This is a genomic window from Sedimentitalea sp. (genome assembly GCF_039973035.1).
GTDB lineage: Bacteria > Pseudomonadota > Alphaproteobacteria > Rhodobacterales > Rhodobacteraceae > Sedimentitalea.
Window position 1 is genome coordinate 1 of the sequence record NZ_JBDWLR010000052.1, and the last position, 20,105, is coordinate 20,105.

Annotated in this window: 15 protein-coding genes; 1 reads left to right on the top strand and 14 read right to left on the bottom strand. The window is 57.3% G+C overall.

The window, feature by feature from the left end; genetic code table 11:
• The 5 genes from ABJO75_RS12770 to ABJO75_RS12790 form a co-directional block, all read right to left on the bottom strand.
• Positions 1–375: GTP-binding protein (locus ABJO75_RS12770; protein ID WP_348414028.1), on the bottom strand; the 375-nt coding region annotated here is incomplete at its 3' end.
• Positions 376–458: 83 nt separating this feature from the next.
• Entirely contained in the window at positions 459–2,582 is a 2,124-nt protein-coding gene (gene fusA / locus ABJO75_RS12775) for an elongation factor G (RefSeq protein WP_348126764.1), read from the bottom strand.
• Positions 2,583–2,602: 20 nt separating this feature from the next.
• Positions 2,603–3,073 (bottom strand): 30S ribosomal protein S7, encoded by a 471-nt coding sequence (gene rpsG / locus ABJO75_RS12780; protein ID WP_348126766.1) that lies wholly within the window; start codon positions 3,071–3,073, stop codon positions 2,603–2,605.
• Between the two features lie 12 nt (positions 3,074–3,085).
• A complete protein-coding gene (rpsL, locus tag ABJO75_RS12785) occupies positions 3,086–3,457 on the bottom strand; it encodes a 30S ribosomal protein S12 (protein ID WP_011570072.1) in 372 nt (123 codons plus the stop codon).
• Positions 3,458–3,771: 314 nt separating this feature from the next.
• Positions 3,772–5,388: a DUF1254 domain-containing protein gene (locus ABJO75_RS12790; protein ID WP_348126768.1), complete on the bottom strand. Its 1,617-nt coding sequence runs from the start codon at positions 5,386–5,388 to the stop codon at positions 3,772–3,774.
• A 165-nt stretch (positions 5,389–5,553) separates the two neighbouring features.
• Here ABJO75_RS12790 and ABJO75_RS12795 point away from each other — a divergent pair, with 165 nt between their 5' ends.
• On the top strand, positions 5,554–6,366 hold the full coding sequence (locus ABJO75_RS12795; protein WP_348126770.1) for a putative rhamnosyl transferase: 813 nt from the start codon (positions 5,554–5,556) through the stop codon (positions 6,364–6,366).
• Here ABJO75_RS12795 and ABJO75_RS12800 read toward each other — a convergent pair.
• The 9 genes from ABJO75_RS12800 to secE all read right to left on the bottom strand — a co-directional run bounded on the left by ABJO75_RS12800 (position 6,352) and on the right by secE (position 19,705).
• On the bottom strand, positions 6,352–7,233 hold the full coding sequence (locus tag ABJO75_RS12800) for a DMT family transporter (RefSeq protein WP_348126772.1): 882 nt from the start codon (positions 7,231–7,233) through the stop codon (positions 6,352–6,354). The genes ABJO75_RS12795 and ABJO75_RS12800 overlap by 15 nt on opposite strands.
• Before the next feature lie 173 nt (positions 7,234–7,406).
• Positions 7,407–11,648 carry a DNA-directed RNA polymerase subunit beta' gene (rpoC, locus tag ABJO75_RS12805; RefSeq protein ID WP_348126774.1) on the bottom strand — a complete coding sequence of 1,414 codons (4,242 nt, stop codon included), beginning with the start codon at positions 11,646–11,648 and terminating at the stop codon, positions 7,407–7,409.
• Positions 11,649–11,697: 49 nt separating this feature from the next.
• Positions 11,698–15,831, bottom strand: coding sequence for a DNA-directed RNA polymerase subunit beta (gene rpoB, locus ABJO75_RS12810; RefSeq protein WP_348126776.1), 4,134 nt, complete (start codon positions 15,829–15,831; stop codon positions 11,698–11,700).
• 243 nt (positions 15,832–16,074) lie between these two features.
• Positions 16,075–16,449, bottom strand: coding sequence for a 50S ribosomal protein L7/L12 (gene rplL / locus ABJO75_RS12815; RefSeq protein WP_348126778.1), 375 nt, complete (start codon positions 16,447–16,449; stop codon positions 16,075–16,077).
• Between the two features lie 74 nt (positions 16,450–16,523).
• Positions 16,524–17,039, bottom strand: coding sequence for a 50S ribosomal protein L10 (gene rplJ / locus ABJO75_RS12820; RefSeq protein ID WP_348126781.1), 516 nt, complete (start codon positions 17,037–17,039; stop codon positions 16,524–16,526).
• Between the two features lie 244 nt (positions 17,040–17,283).
• On the bottom strand, positions 17,284–17,982 hold the full coding sequence (gene rplA / locus ABJO75_RS12825) for a 50S ribosomal protein L1 (RefSeq protein ID WP_348126783.1): 699 nt from the start codon (positions 17,980–17,982) through the stop codon (positions 17,284–17,286).
• A gap of 1 nt (position 17,983) precedes the next feature.
• Positions 17,984–18,409: a 50S ribosomal protein L11 gene (gene rplK, locus ABJO75_RS12830; protein WP_348126786.1), complete on the bottom strand. Its 426-nt coding sequence runs from the start codon at positions 18,407–18,409 to the stop codon at positions 17,984–17,986.
• A 158-nt stretch (positions 18,410–18,567) separates the two neighbouring features.
• Entirely contained in the window at positions 18,568–19,101 is a 534-nt protein-coding gene (gene nusG, locus ABJO75_RS12835; protein ID WP_316777637.1) for a transcription termination/antitermination protein NusG, read from the bottom strand.
• 406 nt (positions 19,102–19,507) lie between these two features.
• A complete protein-coding gene (gene secE / locus ABJO75_RS12840) occupies positions 19,508–19,705 on the bottom strand; it encodes a preprotein translocase subunit SecE (RefSeq protein ID WP_348126789.1) in 198 nt (65 codons plus the stop codon).
• Positions 19,706–20,105 lie beyond the last annotated feature (400 nt).

Below are 20,105 nucleotides of genomic sequence, written 5' to 3' on the forward strand. Positions count from 1 at the left end.
CGTCGGGATGCCGACCTGGCGACCCAGCAGGATGTGCTCGCGGGTCTGCGGCATCGGGCCGTCAGCAGCGTTCACAACCAGGATCGCGCCGTCCATCTGCGCCGCACCGGTGATCATGTTCTTCACATAGTCAGCGTGGCCGGGGCAGTCGACGTGTGCATAGTGGCGGTTTTCAGTCTCGTATTCCACGTGCGCGGTCGAGATCGTGATCCCACGCGCTTTCTCTTCGGGCGCGCCGTCGATCTGGTCATATGCCTTGAAATCACCGAAATACTTCGTGATCGCGGCCGTCAGCGTCGTCTTGCCGTGGTCAACATGGCCGATTGTACCAATGTTCACGTGCGGCTTGTTACGCTCAAACTTTTCCTTACCCATGACAGGTCTCCTTTTGTCTTTCGGATGACGAGCAAGCTCGCCCTACAGTTAGTGGGTAGGGCGGGGAAATCCCCGCCACCCGGTTATGCGAATTTGGCCTGAATCTCGTCGCTGATGTTCTGCGGAACCGGATCGTAGTGATCGAACTGCATCGAGAAGTTCGCCCGGCCCGAAGACATCGACCGCAGAGTGTTGATGTAGCCGAACATGTTCGCCAGCGGCACCATCGCGTCGATGGCGATGGCGTTGCCACGGCTTTCTTGTCCGGTCACCTGGCCACGACGGCTGGTCAAGTCCCCGATGATCCCACCTGTGTATTCTTCAGGGGAGATTACTTCGACTTTCATGATTGGTTCCAGCATCTTGGCACCGGCCTTGCGCATCCCTTCACGCATCCCCATCCGTGCAGCGATTTCAAACGCCAGTACAGAGGAGTCCACGTCGTGGAATTTGCCGTCGATCAGAGCAACCTTAAAGTCGATCACAGGAAAGCCAGCCAGAGGACCGCTGTCCATGACAGATTTGATGCCCTTTTCAACACCCGGGATGTATTCCTTGGGAACGGCACCACCAACGATCTTGGATTCGAACGAATACCCTTCGCCCGGCTCTGTCGGCGAGATGATCAACTTCACCTCGGCAAACTGGCCCGACCCACCCGACTGCTTCTTGTGGGTATAGGTATGTTCGACTTCGTGACCGATGGTTTCGCGATAGGCCACCTGCGGCGCACCAATGTTCGCCTCGACCTTAAATTCGCGCTTCAGACGATCCACGAGGATATCGAGGTGAAGTTCGCCCATGCCCTTCATGATGGTCTGACCCGATTCCATGTCGGTCTCGACGCGGAAAGACGGATCCTCGGCAGCCAGACGCGCCAGACCCTGAGACATCTTCTCTTGGTCGGCCTTGGTTTTAGGCTCGACCGCGATCTCGATGACCGGATCGGGGAACGTCATGGTTTCCAGAACCACCGGATCGTTGACCGCACAGAGCGTGTCACCGGTTGTGGTGTCTTTCAGCCCAGCCAGCGCGATGATGTCACCCGCAAACGCTTCGGTGATTTCCTCGCGGTTGTTGGAGTGCATCATCATCATCCGGCCAACGCGCTCTTTTTTACCCTTGGTAGAGTTCAAAAGCGTGTCGCCCTTATTCAGCTTGCCCGAATAAATGCGTGTGAACGTCAGCGAGCCAACGAACGGGTCATTCATGATCTTGAATGCCAGACCCGAGAACGCCATGTCATCATCCGCGCGGCGCGGAATATCACGGGTTTCAGTTTCGTCGCCCGGCTTAAAGCCCATGTAGTCGACCACGTCCATAGGGCTGGGTAGATAGTCGATCACAGCGTTGAGCAGAGGCTGAACGCCCTTGTTCTTGAACGCAGACCCACCTAGGACCGGCACAAAGTGCAGCGCCAGAGTACCCTTGCGCAGCAGTTGGCGCAGGGTGTCGGCGTCAGGCTCGTTACCTTCGAGGTATTCCATCATCGCGTCGTCGTCTTCTTCGACGGCCGCTTCGATCATCTTTCCACGCCACTCGTCAGCCATGTCTTTCAGGCTGTCACGGATAGGACCTTTGATCCAGGACGCACCAAGGTCTTCACCCTGCCACAACCACTCTTCCATGGTCACGAGATCAATCAGACCTTCCAGCTCTGTTTCGGCACCGATCGGGATACCGACAGGCACAGCGCGTGCGCCGGTCCGGTCTTCGATCATGCGAACACAGTTGAAGAAGTCGGCACCGATCTTGTCCATCTTGTTGACGAACACCATGCGCGGAACCTTGTACCGGTCGGCCTGACGCCAAACGGTTTCGGTCTGCGGTTCAACGCCTGCGTTGGCGTCCAGAACACAAACGGCACCATCAAGAACCGCCAGCGAACGCTCAACTTCAATGGTGAAGTCAACGTGGCCGGGAGTGTCGATAATGTTCATCCGGTACTTGGTGTCGGATGTGCCTTCGGCGTTGGGCTCTTCCTGGCGCTGCCAGAAAGTTGTGGTCGCAGCCGACGTGATGGTGATGCCGCGTTCCTGCTCCTGCTCCATCCAGTCCATAGTGGCCGCACCATCGTGCACCTCACCAATGTTGTGGGATTTGCCAGTGTAGAACAGGATCCGTTCGCTGCAGGTGGTCTTGCCTGCATCGATATGGGCCATGATGCCGAAATTGCGGTAGCGGGAGAGCGGATAGTCGCGTGCCATGGATCAGTGCCTCTGAGGGTTTACCAGCGGTAATGGCTGAAGGCTTTGTTTGCCTCGGCCATCTTGTGGGTGTCTTCGCGCTTTTTCACCGCGGAACCGCGGGATTGAACAGCGTCCAGAAGTTCGCCGGCGAGACGCTCTTCCATCGTGTTTTCGTTGCGGGCGCGGCTTGCCTTGATCAGCCAGCGGATCGCCAGCGCTTCGCGGCGCTCGGGGCGAACTTCGACCGGAACCTGATAGGTTGCACCACCCACACGGCGCGAGCGAACCTCGACGCTGGGCTGGATGTTTTCAAGCGCTTCGTGGAATACTTCGATCGGCGAGCGTTTGATCTTGGTCTCAACCCGGTCCATCGCGTTGTAAACGATGCGTTCTGCGACCGACTTTTTGCCGTCGATCATCAGGTTGTTCATGAACTTGGTCAGAACCGTATCGCCAAACTTGGCGTCGGGCAGGACTTGGCGCTTCTCAGCGGCGTGACGACGTGACATGTCACTCTCTCCTTATTTGGGACGTTTGGCGCCGTATTTCGAACGACGTTGCTTACGGTCTTTGACGCCCTGAGTATCCAGAACACCGCGCAGGATGTGATAACGCACACCGGGAAGGTCTTTGACACGACCGCCGCGGATCAGGACAACAGAGTGTTCCTGAAGGTTGTGGCTTTCACCCGGTATATAGGAAATGACCTCAAATCCATTGGTCAGGCGCACTTTGGCAACCTTCCGCATGGCCGAGTTCGGTTTCTTTGGCGTTGTTGTATAAACGCGCGTACAAACGCCACGCTTCTGAGGACATTCCTGCAGGTGCATGGACTTTGAGCGTTTAATTTTAGGCTGCCGCGGCTTGCGGATCAGCTGTTGGATCGTTGGCATTCCGGTTCTTTCCCCGTTTCGCAACACATGTGTCGTGCACGCATGTGCGTGCGGTTCAAATTTCAGCACCTGACGCGTCCGCAAGCGCAAAAACCGCAAACGTTCCCATTCCGAGGTGAACGTCGCGGTGGGTATCCAGAGGATCGGAGCGACAGGTGCCCGGATCGTGACCACTTCAGTATAGATTTCGACAGGCGGGGCGACCCCCAAAGCCGAGATGAGACCGGCGTATACGAGGAGTCGCAGACCGTGTCAACAGCCCGTCACCGATGTCCGGATACAGGTCCGGACATCGGGATTTTTAAGGGCGCCGGCTAGTTCACCGCCTTGATTTCAGTTGGCTGCCAGGACTTGTCAAAGAACGCGGGCAGCGGGCTATAGAAACGCAGGATTGTGAACCAGCCCTTGTCAGGATCGGTCTGAATCCAGTTGCCATCTTTCACTTCTGCTGGCTTTGTCGGGGCAAACCAGATCGTTGTAGAGCCATCCTCGGCCTCGGTCGCGGCCAGCGTCGGATAACTTTGCGATCCGGCGCGCGGGTACTTCTGAGGCGTCTGCAACATCGAACGGGTCTGATTGTCGTAGACCGTAAAGGACCAGAAGGCTGCCGCCGGGATATCCTTTGGCAAGGTCACCTTGTAGGTTTTCGCCCCGTCGAATTGTTGCATCTCGGAATCAAGAAATCCCATCAGGTACTGTGATCCCACCTCGGGGATTCGCATGACCATCGCCGGGCTATCCAGCGTATAGGCATAGTAGAACGCGGCACGACTATCGAGCGTTCGGGCCCCGGTCGCGGGGAACGGCTTGAACATACCGTCTTCAAACAACGGAGGGGGCGTTTCAAACAGCGCGCCGCCCTCGAACAACATATTGCCCCATGCAGACCCTTCGTAATAGGCCCACGCGGGATGAAGCTCTGGGAATTCCCACTGTAACGCGCGGCCATAAGCCTGCCCGGCTGCGGCCGCATTCGTCAGAATCTTCTTCATCCGATCATCAGGCGCGAATTGCTTGCCATGAACGATGCCGAGGGCCGCATATTGCCCTGCAAGTTCGACATCATAACTTGTTGCCGGCTCGGCCTGCACATTCTCGTTCAGGAGTTCGTAGAATCCATAGTCACTGGGCGGGATCGTGTTAAAGGAAACGCCACTGCCTTCGATAAAATTCATCTCGGGTATCTTGGGTTCCGCTCCGAGGCGCACCTTGCCCTCCAGAGCCTCTGCGATCGAGGTACCAAAGCTGCCCTCGCCGTAGGGATAGATTTTCAGGTTGTTCTTGATGTTTGCGACCGCTGGAATCGGATCGTTGCCGTTCTTGATAAAGGCACGCAGTGCGTAGAGGACATTGTTGGTTTTGGCATGTGCCACAAAATACCCACCCTCTGGCAGCGGCCCGTCATAGTCCGGCCCGACAACCAGATACTTGCCGCCAAGGCCACGATCCGGCCCCGGTTTGCCGATATCGATGACCCACTGGAACCACATGTCATTCAGCGCGCCCAACCCGTCCGAGGGCTGATCAATGACCACCGGCCCTTTGGACAGGTCAATCCAGCCCAGATAATAGACGGTATCGGCGTTGGCGGTCAGAAAGAGCGAACTTGAATCCATCAACTCGGAAAAGATGACGATATCGCCGCTTTCAGCACCGACATCTTGGAGACCTTTCTTGATCGCAAGCGCAGATGCCCCACGGAAACTGTTGTTATAGACCTCCAGTGCACGGGCGAAATCCACCGCGTCGCGAACCGTGTCAGTCGTGGATTTTGTCGGTGCGCCCTTGTTGAATTCGAGCGTGCCGAGGTTCGTTTCGATGCTGTCAGGTGCCGAAAGGGCGCGTATGGTCGCCTCGTCCACTTCTGCCAATGCGGGAACAGCGACCCCGCACAACATCACCATCGCCGATAAACGTGCAAGAGCGCTCATGGTCACTCACCTTTGGTTGATTGCGTCATAGGTAACCTACGTCGACTGTGTGTGATCTGGCGAGTCCAAACATCATCCCTGGGTTCTTGCATCCATCCACTCTCACTGCAAAAGTCATGCTGGTCCATTAAACCGCGAGCGCATCGCGCCGATAGGAGAAAAGTCATGCAAGTCATCGGCCTTTGTCGGTTCTCCTACCCTGCGATTGGTGGGTTTCAGGTCGAGCATGATACGTTGGACGAACGCATCGCCTATCTCTATGCACCCAAGCGCCTGGAAGAACGCTTTCGCTTTTTCGAGACGATAACCCTGCCCGGTATCCGCGCCCAGTCGGATCCAGAGTTCACGTTCCTGATCGTGATCGGTGACAGCCTGCCCGATATTCATCGCCAGCGACTGGACGCGCTGGTCGCCGACATCCCACAGGCCAAGGTTTTGGTCTACGCACCGGGCGAACATCGACGGATGATGCAAAAGGCGATAAACACCCACCGACTGCCCAGCCATGAGCCCTGCCTGCAATTTCGGCTGGATGATGATGACGCGGTGGCCTTTACCTACGTTGAAAAACTTAGAGACGCAGCACGGGATGTCGCCCCGCTGCTGCGCACTTACCGGCATGTCGCGATTGACTTTAATCAGGGCTACATCGCCCGTCCCGGCGCTGACGGGATCGCGGCGATGCCCATCCAAATGCCCTACTGGACCCCTGCCCTCGCGTTAATGCTGCGTCCGGATGTTCGGGCTTCGGTGATGAACTTCAGCCATGGCAAACTCTACAAGGCAATGCCGACCATCACCCTGACAGGCGAGGATATGATGCTGCGCGGGTTCAATGGATTTAACGATTCCCGACTGAAAAAGACCGCCAAGCCTGCCGATCTGACCCCGCTGTCAGCGAACGAAGAATTGCTGTTCCAGATGACCTACGGCATCGATTGCGATCATGTGCGGCGAGTGTTTTCAGCGCCGGTCTGAACTGGTCGCTTTCACGGTCCGCTCGCGATAGAGCGTGAACACACCTGTGGACACCACGATGATCGCGCCCAGCATTGTCAGGTCACTCGGCCAATCCCCAAAGACCAACCAACCCAGAGCCAATGCCCACAGCAACCCAGTATACCGGAATGGCGCCACAAACGAGATATCGCCGACCCGCATCACCATCACGCTGAACAGATAGCCGCCAAGAATAAAGAACGACGCCCCGGCCACCAACAGGCTCAGACGCATATCCAGCGGCTGCCAATCCGTGCCAATCGAGCCGATACCAAAGAAGGCGAGCACGGCCAGAGACGCCACAAGCGTGACGGTCATTGACGGCACCGAAACCGACATGCGCCGCGTTGCAAGATCACGCACCGTCACGCACAGCACCGCAGCTAGGGCAAACAGTGAATCGATGTCAAACCCGTCCGGACCGGGTCGCACGATCAACAACATACCAGCAAACCCCACAAGGATTGCGCTCATCCGTCGCCATCCAACCGGGTCTCTGAAAAACAGAGCCGCGCCCAGCGTCAGCGTCAGAGGAAGGACCTGCAAAACGGCAGTGACGTTTGCCAGTGGCATATTCAACAGTGCCGTCAGAAAGAAATAGGCAGCCGCGATTTCGGCCGCTGACCTCAACGCCACCAGCATCCAGTCGCGATGGGAAAGGTTAAATCGCAAAGCCCCTAACCGACGGGCCAAAAAATAGGTCAAGAGGGTCGTGACAATGCCCCTTAGCGTCAGCAACTGGAACAAGGGAAGTGCATTGTCCGTGGCCTTGATACAGGCATCGTTTAGGGTGAACGCGGCCATGCTCACCATCATCAGCAGGGCACCGCGCAGGTTTGGCGACATTGATTGCTCCATCCGGCAGGATTTTCAGAACGCTCTTGTCTGATTGATCAATCCCAAATTGGTGAGGGTATCAACCTCTGTCCGCCCGCGATCTGAATGACCGGAATAAAAAGAACCCCCCGCACCAAACGGTGCGAGGGGCAATTTGCTTAGCCAGTGATCTGGTCAGGCGATCAATCGCGGCTTTCTGGCGTCTCGACCAGCGAGTCGAACGCATCTGCGTTGATGATGTCCTCTTCCGTCGGTGCAGCCAGGGCTGCGGCCGCTTCGGCCTCTTCGCGCCGGGCTTCAATCACGACGTTGTCACGCTCGGTTGCAACACGACGCACCTTCTGAGTGGCCCCTCCAGTACCCGCCGGGATTAACCGACCGACAATGACGTTTTCCTTGAGACCCACCAGCTTGTCTTTCTTGCCCTGTACCGATGCTTCGGTCAGAACCCGGGTGGTCTCCTGGAACGATGCCGCCGAGATAAAGCTGCGGGTTTGCAGCGATGCCTTGGTGATACCCAGCAGGATCGGTTCGCCCTGTGCAGGACGGCCGTTCTTGGACAGCGACTTTTCGTTGGCCTGATCGAATTCCTGCTTGTCCACATGCTCGCCCTTGAGCAGTGTGGTGTCGCCGGAATCCTGGATCTCCCACTTTTGCAGCATCTGACGGACGATGACTTCGATGTGCTTGTCGTTAATCTTCACACCCTGCAGGCGATACACGTCCTGCACCTCGTCAATCATGTAGTCAGCCAACGCTTCGACACCCATAATGGAGAGGATGTCATGCGGCGCCGGGTTGCCGTCCATGAGGTAATCGCCCTTCTGGATAAAGTCGCCTTCCTGCACCGGAATGTGCTTGCCCTTGGGCACCATGTATTCCGACGTTTCCAGTGTTTCATCCGCAGGCTCGATGCTGATGCGGCGCTTGTTCTTGTAGTCGCGGCCAAAGCGCACGTAACCATCGATTTCGGCGATGATCGCGTGATCTTTCGGACGACGTGCTTCGAACAGTTCCGCCACACGTGGCAGACCACCGGTGATGTCCTTGGTCTTGGACCCTTCGCGCGGAATACGCGCGACGACGTCACCAGCCTGAACCTCGGAGCCTTCTTCGATCGACAGAACCGCATCCACCGACATAGGATAGGTCACCGGGTTGCCCGCGTCGTTGCGGACCGGTTCGCCATCTTCACCCACCAGAATGATCTCGGGCTTGAGCTCGTTACCTTTTGGTGCAGCACGCCAGTCGATCACGATCTTCTGTGTCATGCCTGTTGCATCGTCGGTTTCGTCGCGGACAGCGATACCGCTGACCAGATCGACGAATTTTGCCGTACCAGCCTTTTCCGCGATGATCGGCAGGGTATAGGGGTCCCATTCGAACAGCTTTTGGCCACGGTCGACCTTGTCGCCATCCTTGACGAACAGCTTGGAGCCATAGCTGAGCTTGAAGCTCGACCGCTCTTCGCCATGTTCGTCCTTGATGACGATCTTCATGTTCCGGCCCATGACCAGCATTTCGCCAGTTGAGTTCTCGAGGATCTGTGGATTCTCGAACTCGACGACACCGTCCTGGCTGGTTTCCTGGAACGACTGCTGGCCACCTTGTGCAACACCACCGATGTGGAAGGTCCGCATGGTCAGCTGCGTACCGGGTTCACCGATCGACTGTGCCGCGATAATCCCAACCGCTTCACCTTGGTTCACCAAGGTACCGCGTGCGAGGTCACGGCCATAGCACATGGCGCAGACGCCTTCTTCGGCCTCACAGGTCAGCGGACTACGAATACGTGCCGATAGCACACTCGCTTCGTCGATCAAATCCGCAAGCCGTTCGTCGATGATCTGCCCCCGTGCAACCAGAACCTCTTCGGTACCCGGCTTGAGGATGTCATCGGCAGCAACACGTCCCAGCAAACGCTCGGCCAAGGTCGCGACGACTTCACCATCGTTCACCGCAGGTTCGGCCGTAATCGCAGTCTCGGTGCCGCAATCATGCATACGAACGATGCAATCCTGCGCCACGTCCACCAGACGACGAGTCAGATAACCCGAGTTCGCAGTCTTCAGAGCGGTATCGGACAGACCTTTACGAGCACCGTGAGTCGAGTTGAAGTACTCAAGAACGGTCAGGCCTTCCTTAAAGTTCGAGATGATCGGCGTTTCGATGATGTCGCCATTCGGCTTCGCCATCAGACCGCGCATCCCGCCCAACTGCTTCATCTGGGTGACCGAGCCACGCGCACCGGAGTGCGCCATCATGTAAACGCTGTTCGGTTCCATTTCGGCACCGTTATCATCGCGTCGGCTCGCCGAGATCGAGCCCATCATCGCTTCGGTGACACGGTCGTTACACTTGGACCATGCATCGACGACCTTGTTGTACTTTTCGCCCTGAGTAATCAGGCCGTCCATGTACTGCTGTTCAAAGTCCTTAACCTGCTCGCGGGTTTCGTCCACGATCGGCCATTTGGTGTCCGGGATCAGCATGTCGTCCTTGCCAAAGGAAATCCCGGCCTTGAACGCTTCACGGAAGCCCATGGTCATGATCTGGTCACAGAAGATGACCGACTCTTTCTGACCGCAATAGCGGTAGACAGTATCGATGACCTGCTGCACTTCCTTCTTGCGCAACAGACGGTTGACGAGTTCGAACGGCGCTTTGGTGTTCAAAGGCAACAAGGCCCCCAGACGAACCCGGCCCGGCGTGGTTTCAAAACGCTTGAGAACCTCGTTGCCTTCGTCGTCGATCTGGGTGATCCGCGCGGTGATCTTGGTGTGCAGATGCACTTCGCCAGCGTCCAGCGCATGCTGAACCTCTTCGATGGACCCAAAGACCTTGCCCTCGCCCTTCATGCCTTCGCGTTCCAGCGTGACATAATAGAGACCCAGAATCATATCCTGTGACGGAACAATAATCGGTGCGCCGTTTGCAGGCGAGAGAACGTTGTTCGTCGACATCATCAGAACGCGCGCTTCAAGCTGCGCTTCCAGCGAAAGCGGAACGTGGACAGCCATCTGGTCGCCATCAAAGTCAGCGTTGAATGCCGAACAGACCAGCGGGTGAAGCTGGATCGCCTTGCCTTCGATCAGGACCGGTTCGAACGCCTGAATGCCCAGACGGTGCAACGTCGGCGCACGGTTCAGCATGACCGGGTGTTCGCGAATAACCTCGTCAAGAATATCCCAGACTTCGGGGCGTTCTTTCTCGACCAGTTTCTTCGCCTGTTTCACGGTCGAAGACAGACCCTTGGCTTCAAGCCGCGAGTAGATGAACGGCTTGAACAGCTCCAGCGCCATCTTTTTCGGCAAACCACACTGGTGCAGTTTCAGTTCCGGACCGGTCACGATGACCGAACGGCCCGAGAAGTCGACACGCTTACCCAAAAGGTTCTGACGGAAACGACCCTGCTTGCCTTTCAACATGTCGGACAGCGATTTCAGCGGGCGCTTGTTGGCGCCGGTGATCACGCGGCCACGGCGGCCGTTGTCAAACAACGCATCAACCGATTCCTGCAGCATCCGCTTTTCGTTACGCACGATGATGTCAGGTGCGCGCAGTTCGATCAGACGCTTCAGGCGGTTGTTCCGGTTGATCACACGACGATAGAGGTCGTTCAGGTCGGACGTCGCGAAACGGCCACCATCCAGCGGCACCAGCGGGCGCAGTTCTGGTGGGATCACGGGGATCACGGTCAGAACCATCCACTCGGGGCGGTTGCCGGATTCAAGGAAGCTCTCGACCACTTTCAGACGCTTGATGATCTTCTTGGGCTTCAGTTCACCTGTCGCCTCTTTCAGATCGGCGCGCAGGGTTTCGGCCTCTTGCTCAAGATCGATCGCTGCCAGCATTTCGCGGATCGCTTCGGCACCAATATTGGCGGTGAAAGCGTCCATGCCATAGGCATCCTGCGCGTCCATGTATTCTTCTTCGGTCATCATCTGGCCGTATTGCAGGTCGGTCAGACCCGGCTCGATGACAACGTAGTTTTCGAAATACAGGACCCGCTCAAGATCCCGCAGCGTCATGTCCAGCATCAGGCCGATGCGGGACGGCAGCGATTTCAGGAACCAGATATGCGCAACGGGTGCGGCCAGTTCGATATGGCCCATGCGCTCGCGGCGGACCTTTTGCAGCGTAACTTCCACACCACATTTCTCGCAGACAACGCCGCGATATTTCATCCGCTTGTATTTGCCGCAGAGACATTCGTAGTCTTTGATCGGCCCAAAAATACGCGCGCAGAAAAGGCCGTCACGCTCGGGTTTGAACGTCCGGTAGTTGATGGTTTCCGGCTTCTTGATCTCGCCATACGACCACGACAGAATGCGTTCCGGCGAGGCCAGCGACACCTTGATCTCGTCAAACACCTTGGGCGGCGTCAACGGGTTGAACGGGTTGTTTGTCAGTTCCTGGTTCATTTTGCGTCCTTACAAATTGGGATGGGATGAGTGTGGGGCGAGACCGCCCCTACTCTTCCTCCGCATCCAGGAGTTCCATGTTCAGGCCGAGGCCACGGACTTCTTTCACGAGAACATTAAAGCTCTCGGGAACGCCCGCTTCAAAGTTGTCCTCACCCTTGACGATGCTCTCATAGACCTTGGTCCGGCCTGCGACGTCGTCCGATTTCACCGTCAGCATTTCCTGCAGGGTATAGGCTGCGCCATAGGCTTCGAGCGCCCAGACTTCCATTTCCCCAAAGCGCTGACCACCGAACTGTGCCTTACCACCCAACGGTTGCTGTGTGACGAGGCTGTAAGGCCCGGTCGAACGCGCGTGGATCTTGTCGTCCACAAGGTGGTGCAGTTTCAGCAGGTATTTGACGCCGACCGTGACCGGGCGCGCGAATTGCTCGCCGGTCCGACCGTCATACAGAACCGACTGACCGGATTCGCTGAACCCTGCGCGTTTCAACGCGTTGTTCACGTCAGCTTCCTTGGCCCCGTCAAACACCGGCGTTGCAATGGGAACACCGCGCGTGACGTTACCGGCCGCTTCAAGCAGGTGATCTTCGTCCATGCCGGAAATGCCCTCGTCATAGACATTGTCACCATAGGCCAGTTTCATCGCATCGCGCACTGGAGTCAGATCGCCCGAACGACGGTATTCCTGCAACGCCTCGTCGATATTGACGCCCAGACCCCGCGCGGCCCAACCCATGTGGGTTTCGAGAATCTGACCAACGTTCATACGCGACGGAACACCCAGCGGGTTGAGACAGAAATCGACCGGCGTACCATCCTGAAGGAACGGCATGTCCTCCATCGGAACGACCTTGGAAATCACACCCTTGTTGCCGTGACGTCCGGCCATCTTGTCGCCCGGCTGCAGCTTGCGCTTTACCGCGACGAACACTTTGACCATCTTCATCACGCCCGGGGGCAGATCGTCGCCACGGCGCACCTTTTCGACCTTGTCTTCAAAGCGCGCATCCAAGGCACGTTTCTGCGCCTCGTATTGCTCGTGCAGCGCTTCGACGATCTTGGCGTCATCCTCTTCGTGCAGGGCAAGTTGCCACCACTGACCACGGCTCATGGTTGCCAGCAAGTCTTCGGTCACTTCGGCACCGGTCTTGATGCCTTTGGGACCTTTGGCAACGGTCTTGCCCATGATGACGGATTTCAGGCGCGCATAGATGTTGCGATCCAGAATGCCCAACTCGTCATCGCGGTCACGGGCCAGACGTTCGACCTCTTCACGCTCGATCTGCAGGGCACGCTCGTCTTTTTCCACACCGTGGCGGTTAAAGACACGCACTTCAACAACTGTACCGAAATCACCCGGCTTGACGCGCAGCGAGGTATCACGCACGTCGCTGGCCTTTTCACCAAAGATGGCGCGCAGAAGCTTCTCTTCCGGCGTCATTGGCGATTCACCTTTCGGGGTGATCTTGCCCACCAGAATATCGCCCGGCTCCACATCCGCACCGATGTAAACGATGCCCGCCTCGTCGAGGTTGCGCAGCGCTTCTTCACCGACGTTCGGAATGTCGCGAGTGATCTCTTCTGGCCCCAGCTTTGTATCACGGGCGGCGACTTCGAATTCCTCGATATGGATCGAGGTAAAGACGTCATCCTGCGCGATCCGCTCGGAAATCAGGATCGAGTCCTCGTAGTTATAGCCGTTCCACGGCATAAACGCGACGACCACGTTCTTACCAAGCGCCAGTTCACCGATATCGGTGGACGGACCATCGGCAATGACCTCACCCTTCTTAACCGTGTCACCCACCTTGATCAGCGGACGCTGGTTAATGCAGGTGTTTTGGTTCGACCGTTGGAATTTGCGCATGCGGTAGATGTCTACACCCGCGTCACCCAGTTCCAGATCTTCGGTGGCCCGAATTACGATCCGCTGGGCATCGACCTGGTCGATGATGCCTGCGCGTTTCGCCATGATCGCAGCGCCGGAATCCCGTGCCACAACCTCTTCAATGCCGGTGCCGACCAGCGGCGCCTCGGCCCGCAGAAGCGGAACCGCCTGACGCTGCATGTTCGATCCCATCAGGGCGCGGTTGGCGTCGTCATTTTCAAGAAACGGAATCAGCGATGCCGCAACCGAGACCAGCTGTTTCGGGCTGACGTCGATCAGGTCCACGTTTTCACGTGGCGCCAGCGTATAGTCGCCGGATTGGCGCGTGCTGACCAGTTCGTTGATGAAATCGCCGTTCTCGTCCAATGTCGCGTTGGCCTGCGCCACGGTGTGACGCATTTCTTCGGTCGCGGACATATAGTGCACTTCGTCCGTGACATGCGCATCCTTGACCACGCGATACGGCGTTTCGATAAAGCCGTATTTGTTCACGCGGGCAAAGGTTGCCAGCGAGTTGATCAGACCAATATTCGGCCCTTCCGGCGTTTCAATCGGACACATCCGGCCATAGTGGGTCGGGTGCACGTCTCGCACCTCAAAACCGGCCCGTTCGCGGGTCAGACCGCCAGGCCCGAGCGCGGAGAGGCGGCGCTTGTGCGTCACTTCCGAAAGCGGGTTGGTTTGGTCCATGAACTGCGACAGCTGGCTCGACCCAAAGAATTCGCGCACAGCGGCAGCAGCCGGTTTGGCGTTGATCAGATCCTGTGGCATCACCGTGTCGATTTCGACAGACGACATCCGCTCTTTGATCGCACGCTCCATCCGCAGCAGACCAACGCGGTACTGGTTCTCCATCAGCTCGCCGACGGAACGCACACGACGGTTACCAAGGTGGTCGATATCGTCGATATCGCCCTTGCCGTCACGCAGTTCCACAAGCGCCTTGATGCAGGCCACAATGTCTTCGCGGCGCAGTGTCCGCTGAGTGTCTTCGGCATCCAGTGCAAGACGCATGTTCATCTTGACGCGACCAACGGCAGACAGGTCATACCGCTCGCTGTCAAAGAACAACGTGTCAAACAGCGCGCTTGCGGCTTCAACCGTGGGCGGCTCGCCCGGGCGCATGACGCGGTAGATATCCATGAGCGCGGTTTCGCGGTTCATGTTCTTGTCCTGCGCCATGGTGTTGCGCATGTAGGGACCGACATTGATATTGTCGATGTCCAGAACCGGGAGGTCCGTGATACCGGCGTCGATCAGTTCCTTGGCCGTACCGCCGATCAAATCGCCGGCTTTGTCATATTCCAGCGTCAACTCGTCGCCGGCCTCGACATAGATCGCGCCGGTTTCTTCGTTGATGATGTCCTTGGCGATGAACTTGCCGACAATATGCTCGAACGGCACCAGCAACTCGGTGACTGCACCTTCGTCAATCAATTTCTTGACTGCGCGCGGGGTGACTTTCTTGCCAGCTTCGGCAATCACTTCACCGGTCTTCGCGTCGACGAGATCATAGGTCGGACGGGTGCCGCGCACACGCTCGGGGAAGAAAGGCGTGACCCAGCCCTTGTTCTTGCTCAGCGTGTAGGGGACCGTGTTATAGTAGGCATCCATTATGCTTTCCTGATCCAGCCCCAGGGCATAGAGCAGCGTCGTCACCGGCAGTTTGCGGCGACGGTCGATACGGGCGAACACGATGTCCTTGGCGTCGAATTCAAAATCGAGCCAGCTGCCACGATACGGGATAATGCGGCAGGCAAAAAGCAATTTGCCCGAGGAATGCGTCTTGCCCTTGTCGTGGTCAAAGAACACACCGGGGCTACGGTGCATCTGGCTGACGATCACGCGCTCTGTGCCGTTGACGACGAATGTGCCGTTCGGCGTCATCAGGGGCATGTCGCCCATGAACACGTCTTGTTCCTTGATGTCCTTGACGGATTTGGCCCCGGTATCCTCGTCCACATCAAACACGATCAAACGCAGCGTCACCTTGAGAGGTGCGCTGTAGGTCATGTCGCGCTGCTGACATTCCTCAACATCGTATTTTGGCTTTTCCAGTTCGTATTTCACGAACTCCAAAACACTGGTTTCGTTGAAGTCTTTGATCGGAAAGACCGACTGGAACACACCCATGATGCCTTCGCCGTCAGTCGGCTGAGGGGCATCGCCGGAGTTCAGGAACAGGTCATAGCTGGATTTCTGGACCTCAATGAGGTTCGGCATTTCCAGAACTTCACGGATTTTGCCGTAGTATTTACGAAGACGCTTCTGGCCAAGGAAGGACTGAGCCATATCAGGTGTCACCTTTCAATTTTCTCACTGGGGAAGGATGCCGCCGGGCCCTGGCACCTTACCCATACGAGACAGCACGCTCGGATCAATTCATGGCCACCGTCCCGAATGGCAGCCTCCCGATCCTGTGAACCGCGCCTTGGAAAGGGCTTGTTGCAAAGCCCTTTCCAAGACAGGTTCGGCTGGACCCGGATTTCTCCGGATCCAGCCAAATTCATGCGGCGGGTTGCCCCACCAACTGGCTTATGCCAGCTCGACTTCGGCGCCAGCTGCTTCCAGCTTGCCTTTGACTTCTTCGGCTTCCTCTTTCGAGACGCCTTCTTTGATCTTGCCGCCGGCTTCGACCAGGTCCTTGGCTTCTTTCAGGCCAAGACCGGTGATGCCGCGAACTTCTTTGATCACGCCAATTTTCGAAGCGCCGGCGTTCTTCAGAACGACGTCGAATTCGGTTTTTTCTTCCTCGGCTGCGCCACCGGCGTCAGCAGGACCAGCCATCATGACAGCGCCGCCAGCAGCGGGCTCGATGCCGTATTCATCCTTGAGGATGGTTTTCAGTTCTTGTGCTTCCAGCAGGGTCAGACCAACGATCTCTTCTGCCAGTTTCTTCAGATCAGCCATTTTATCAGCTCTTTCCGTTTACAGTTCGTGTGTTCCAACGACGCGTGTTTATCCACGTGCCGGACTTACGTTGCTCAGGCGGCCGCCTTGTCCTCGATGGTGGACAAGATGGACGCGATGTTGCTTGCAGGTGCGCCAATGGCCCCGGCGATGTTGCTTGCAGGTGCACCGAGCATGCCAGCGATAGTCGCGATAAGTTCTTCGCGCGACGGCATTTTCGATACGGCCTGAACACCAGCCCGGTCCAACGCGTTCTCACCCATTGCGCCGCCAAGAATCTCAAACTTCTTGTTTTCCTTGGCGAAGTCCTCGGCCACCTTGGCTGCTGCCACGGGGTCCTCGGAATAGGTCAGAACGGTCATGCCCGTCAGGAGCGATGTGATGGACTCACACGGCTTACCCTCAAGGGCGATCTTGGCGAGCCTGTTCTTGGCAACACGCACAGACCCACCCGCATCGCGTGCACGCGCGCGAAGGTCCTGCATCTCAGCAACTGTCAGTCCGACGTAGTGGCTAACCACAACGACGCCAGAGCTTTCAAAGATCTGGCCGAGTTCCTCGACCACTTTCTCTTTCTGGGCTCTATCCACAGTTTCACTCCAAGTATGGGGGTTACCCCCCGGCTCATTTTCACCCCGCATATTGGCCGCGAGGCATTCGGGTCCAATTTCAGGGTCCCGAGCCAACATCACCCGAAGGTGCAGAATGTCTCGTTTCCCATCTCAGGAAGGAATTATTCAGGCAAATGCCTGAACCCTCCGTCTCGGACAGGACAGGGCCGATATTCTGGCCCCGCCATCTGAGGCCGAAGCCCCAAATTTTTGTGCGGCGAACTTATTCGCCGGTCGCATTGCTCACGTCGATGGTCACGCCCGGGCCCATGGTCGAGCTCAGCGCGATCTTCTTCATGTATGTGCCCTTGGCACCTGCCGGCTTGGCCTTGGCGACGGCCCCAACAAAGGCGCGGACGTTCTCGACCAACTTGGCTTCGTCAAACGACGCCTTGCCAACACCAGCGTGTACAACACCGGCTTTTTCGACCTTGAACTGCACTTCGCCACCCTTGGCTGCCTTGACCGCATCGGCCACGTCCATGGTGACGGTCCCGACTTTGGGGTTCGGCATCAAGTTACGCGGGCCCAGCACCTTACCCAGACGACCGACGACAGGCATCATGTCCGGAGTGGCAATGCAGCGGTCAAATTCGATCTTGCCGCCCTGCACGGTTTCCATCAGGTCCTCGGCGCCAACGATGTCTGCACCAGCTGCGGTGGCTTCGTCCGCTTTCGCACCACGGGCAAAGACAGCGACACGAACGGTCTTGCCGGTGCCGTTGGGCAGACCTATCACACCACGGACCATCTGGTCAGCGTGACGCGGGTCAACACCCAGGTTCACGGCCAGTTCAACAGTCTCGTCGAATTTCGCAGTGGCATTGCCCTTGACCAGAGCAACGGCGTCTTCAACCGAAAGGTTGGACTTGCCAGCAAGAGCTTCGCGAGCGGCGCGGGTACGTTTTCCAAGCTTTGCCATCTTACTTAACCTCAATGCCCATGGAGCTGGCAGAGCCAACAATGATCTTCATCGCCGCTTCGATATCGTTGGCGTTCAGATCTTTCATCTTCGCTTCCGCAATCTCGCGCACCTGCTTGACAGTCACCGAGCCGACAACTTCACGCGAAGGAGTCTTGGCGCCGGACTTCAGCTTGGCAGCTTTCTTCAGGAAGTAGGACGCCGGGGGCGTCTTGATGTCCATCGTAAAGGACTTGTCCTGATAGTAGGTGATCACGGTCGGGCACGGCGCACCGGGCTCCAGATCTGCGGTCTTGGCGTTGAAAGCCTTGCAGAACTCCATGATGTTGATGCCGCGCTGACCCAGTGCGGGGCCAACTGGCGGCGACGGGTTTGCCTGCCCGGCGGGCACTTGCAGCTTCATGGAGCCGACGAGTTTCTTGGCCATTGGCCATCTCCTTTTCCATCGGCGGGAATTCCCGCCCTACGAGGCATGACGCGTCATACCCCAGTTTGCTAGCGTGGTGCGGCTCGGACACGCGTGCCTCTGCCTCCCACAAACGAACGACCTTTCTGGCCGCTGGCGGGGCGCACCCCGCCGAACACTCAGGCCTGCTTGCTGACCTGCGTGAATTCCAGTTCGACCGGGGTTTCCCGACCAAAGATCGACACCGACACCTTCAGGCGCTGGTTGTCGTCGTCCACTTCCTCGATCATGCCGTCGAAATCCTCGAACGGACCATCGTTGACCTTGACCTTCTCGCCGATCTCGAAATGGATCAGGGTACGCGGCGCTTCTTCGCCTTCCTGTACCCGGTTCATGATCGCGTTCAGCTCGGCGTCGCGCATCGGCATTGGCCGCCCCTGCGGCCCGAGGAACCCGGTAACCCGGTTGATCGAGTTGATCAGGTGATAGCCCTGATCCGACATTTCCATATGCACGAGAACATATCCCGGCATAAAGCGGCGCTCGGTTGTAACCTTCTTGCCGCGACGGACTTCGATTACTTCTTCGGTCGGAACGAGAACTTCGTCGATATCGTCCTCAAGCCCCTGCTCGGCAACCGATGTGCGGATCTGCTCTGCGATCTTCTTTTCGAAATTCGAAAGAACACTGACCGAATACCACCGTTTCGCCATGAAGCTCGTTGCCCTTGTCTTGTCGAGACCCCGCCAGAGGTGTCTCGGATTCCATAATTCTTTCAGACGGTTGGCCCGCCACCCGCCGAACAAAAAGCGGCGCGCAGCACGAATCGCCGCACGCCATTGTTCAGGGATGGGCGTGACCTAACGCTCCTTGGTCAATTGTTCAAGGGGTTCACGAGCTATTCTTGCACGAAGTCGCAGCGCGCCCCAATCTTCGGGGCGCAGCAGTGCCATAGTCGAATTCGACTGTATCACATCCGCGTGAATGTGCCAATCGCAGGTTTTACCCCAGTCTCATGCGCCGCACGAGATCGCCTTGCCTGCATCATGCTGTAAGTGCTGAGTTCACTTTGCGGACGAGCTTCGCAGAATCTCAAAGTTCGGAACTGCGTTCAGTCGATCAGCCAAACATGCTGAGCAGCGCGGTCAATCCACCACGGATCAGCAAATCAACCATTGCAAAGAATGCCGCCGTCAGCGCCGCCATGATCAAAACCATCACCGTGGTCAGAAGCACCTCACGGCGCGTCGGCCAAACGACCTTGGCAACTTCGGCGCGCACCTGCTGGATGAACTGAATCGGGTTGATGGTGGCCATGTGTGGGCCCTTTTCTGATAGCGATTAGCGGCGACATAACCCTCTGCGTCCGTGGTTTCAAGCCGCAGAAGAGCACGACATGCCTCGAGAGGTAAGAAACAGCCCCGAATCCGAGAGATTTTTTCAGGCCAGTACGCGCAGCATAGACCGGTTAAGCAAAATCGGAGGTGCACGTAACCGCACCGTCATACCATCGCGCAAGCCAACGCGTGCCGCAAACAACAACAAATGCCAATGGGGCATAAGCGTGGACGAATCACTAGGGTCTGGACCCATTGATTTCAGGCGAGCATCATGATTCACCGCCGGAAAACTGAGCGGTGATATGTCTGATCTTTTCTGGTTGAGCGACGCGCAGATGGCGCGTTTGAAGCCCTATTTTCCGAAGTCGCACGGCAAG

Bases quoted from the DNA above. Each gene is read 5' to 3' on its own strand.
- fusA (WP_348126764.1), bottom strand. From the start codon at position 2,582: ATGGCACGCGACTATCCGCTCTCCCGCTACCGCAATTTCGGCATCATG.
- rpsG (WP_348126766.1), bottom strand. From the start codon at position 3,073: ATGTCACGTCGTCACGCCGCTGAGAAGCGCCAAGTCCTGCCCGACGCC.
- rpsL (WP_011570072.1), bottom strand. From the start codon at position 3,457: ATGCCAACGATCCAACAGCTGATCCGCAAGCCGCGGCAGCCTAAAATT.
- ABJO75_RS12790 (WP_348126768.1), bottom strand. From the start codon at position 5,388: ATGAGCGCTCTTGCACGTTTATCGGCGATGGTGATGTTGTGCGGGGTC.
- ABJO75_RS12795 (WP_348126770.1), top strand. From the start codon at position 5,554: ATGCAAGTCATCGGCCTTTGTCGGTTCTCCTACCCTGCGATTGGTGGG.
- ABJO75_RS12800 (WP_348126772.1), bottom strand. From the start codon at position 7,233: ATGTCGCCAAACCTGCGCGGTGCCCTGCTGATGATGGTGAGCATGGCC.
- rpoC (WP_348126774.1), bottom strand. From the start codon at position 11,648: ATGAACCAGGAACTGACAAACAACCCGTTCAACCCGTTGACGCCGCCC.
- rpoB (WP_348126776.1), bottom strand. From the start codon at position 15,831: ATGGCTCAGTCCTTCCTTGGCCAGAAGCGTCTTCGTAAATACTACGGC.
- rplL (WP_348126778.1), bottom strand. From the start codon at position 16,449: ATGGCTGATCTGAAGAAACTGGCAGAAGAGATCGTTGGTCTGACCCTG.
- rplA (WP_348126783.1), bottom strand. From the start codon at position 17,982: ATGGCAAAGCTTGGAAAACGTACCCGCGCCGCTCGCGAAGCTCTTGCT.
- rplK (WP_348126786.1), bottom strand. From the start codon at position 18,409: ATGGCCAAGAAACTCGTCGGCTCCATGAAGCTGCAAGTGCCCGCCGGG.
- nusG (WP_316777637.1), bottom strand. From the start codon at position 19,101: ATGGCGAAACGGTGGTATTCGGTCAGTGTTCTTTCGAATTTCGAAAAG.
- secE (WP_348126789.1), bottom strand. From the start codon at position 19,705: ATGGCCACCATCAACCCGATTCAGTTCATCCAGCAGGTGCGCGCCGAA.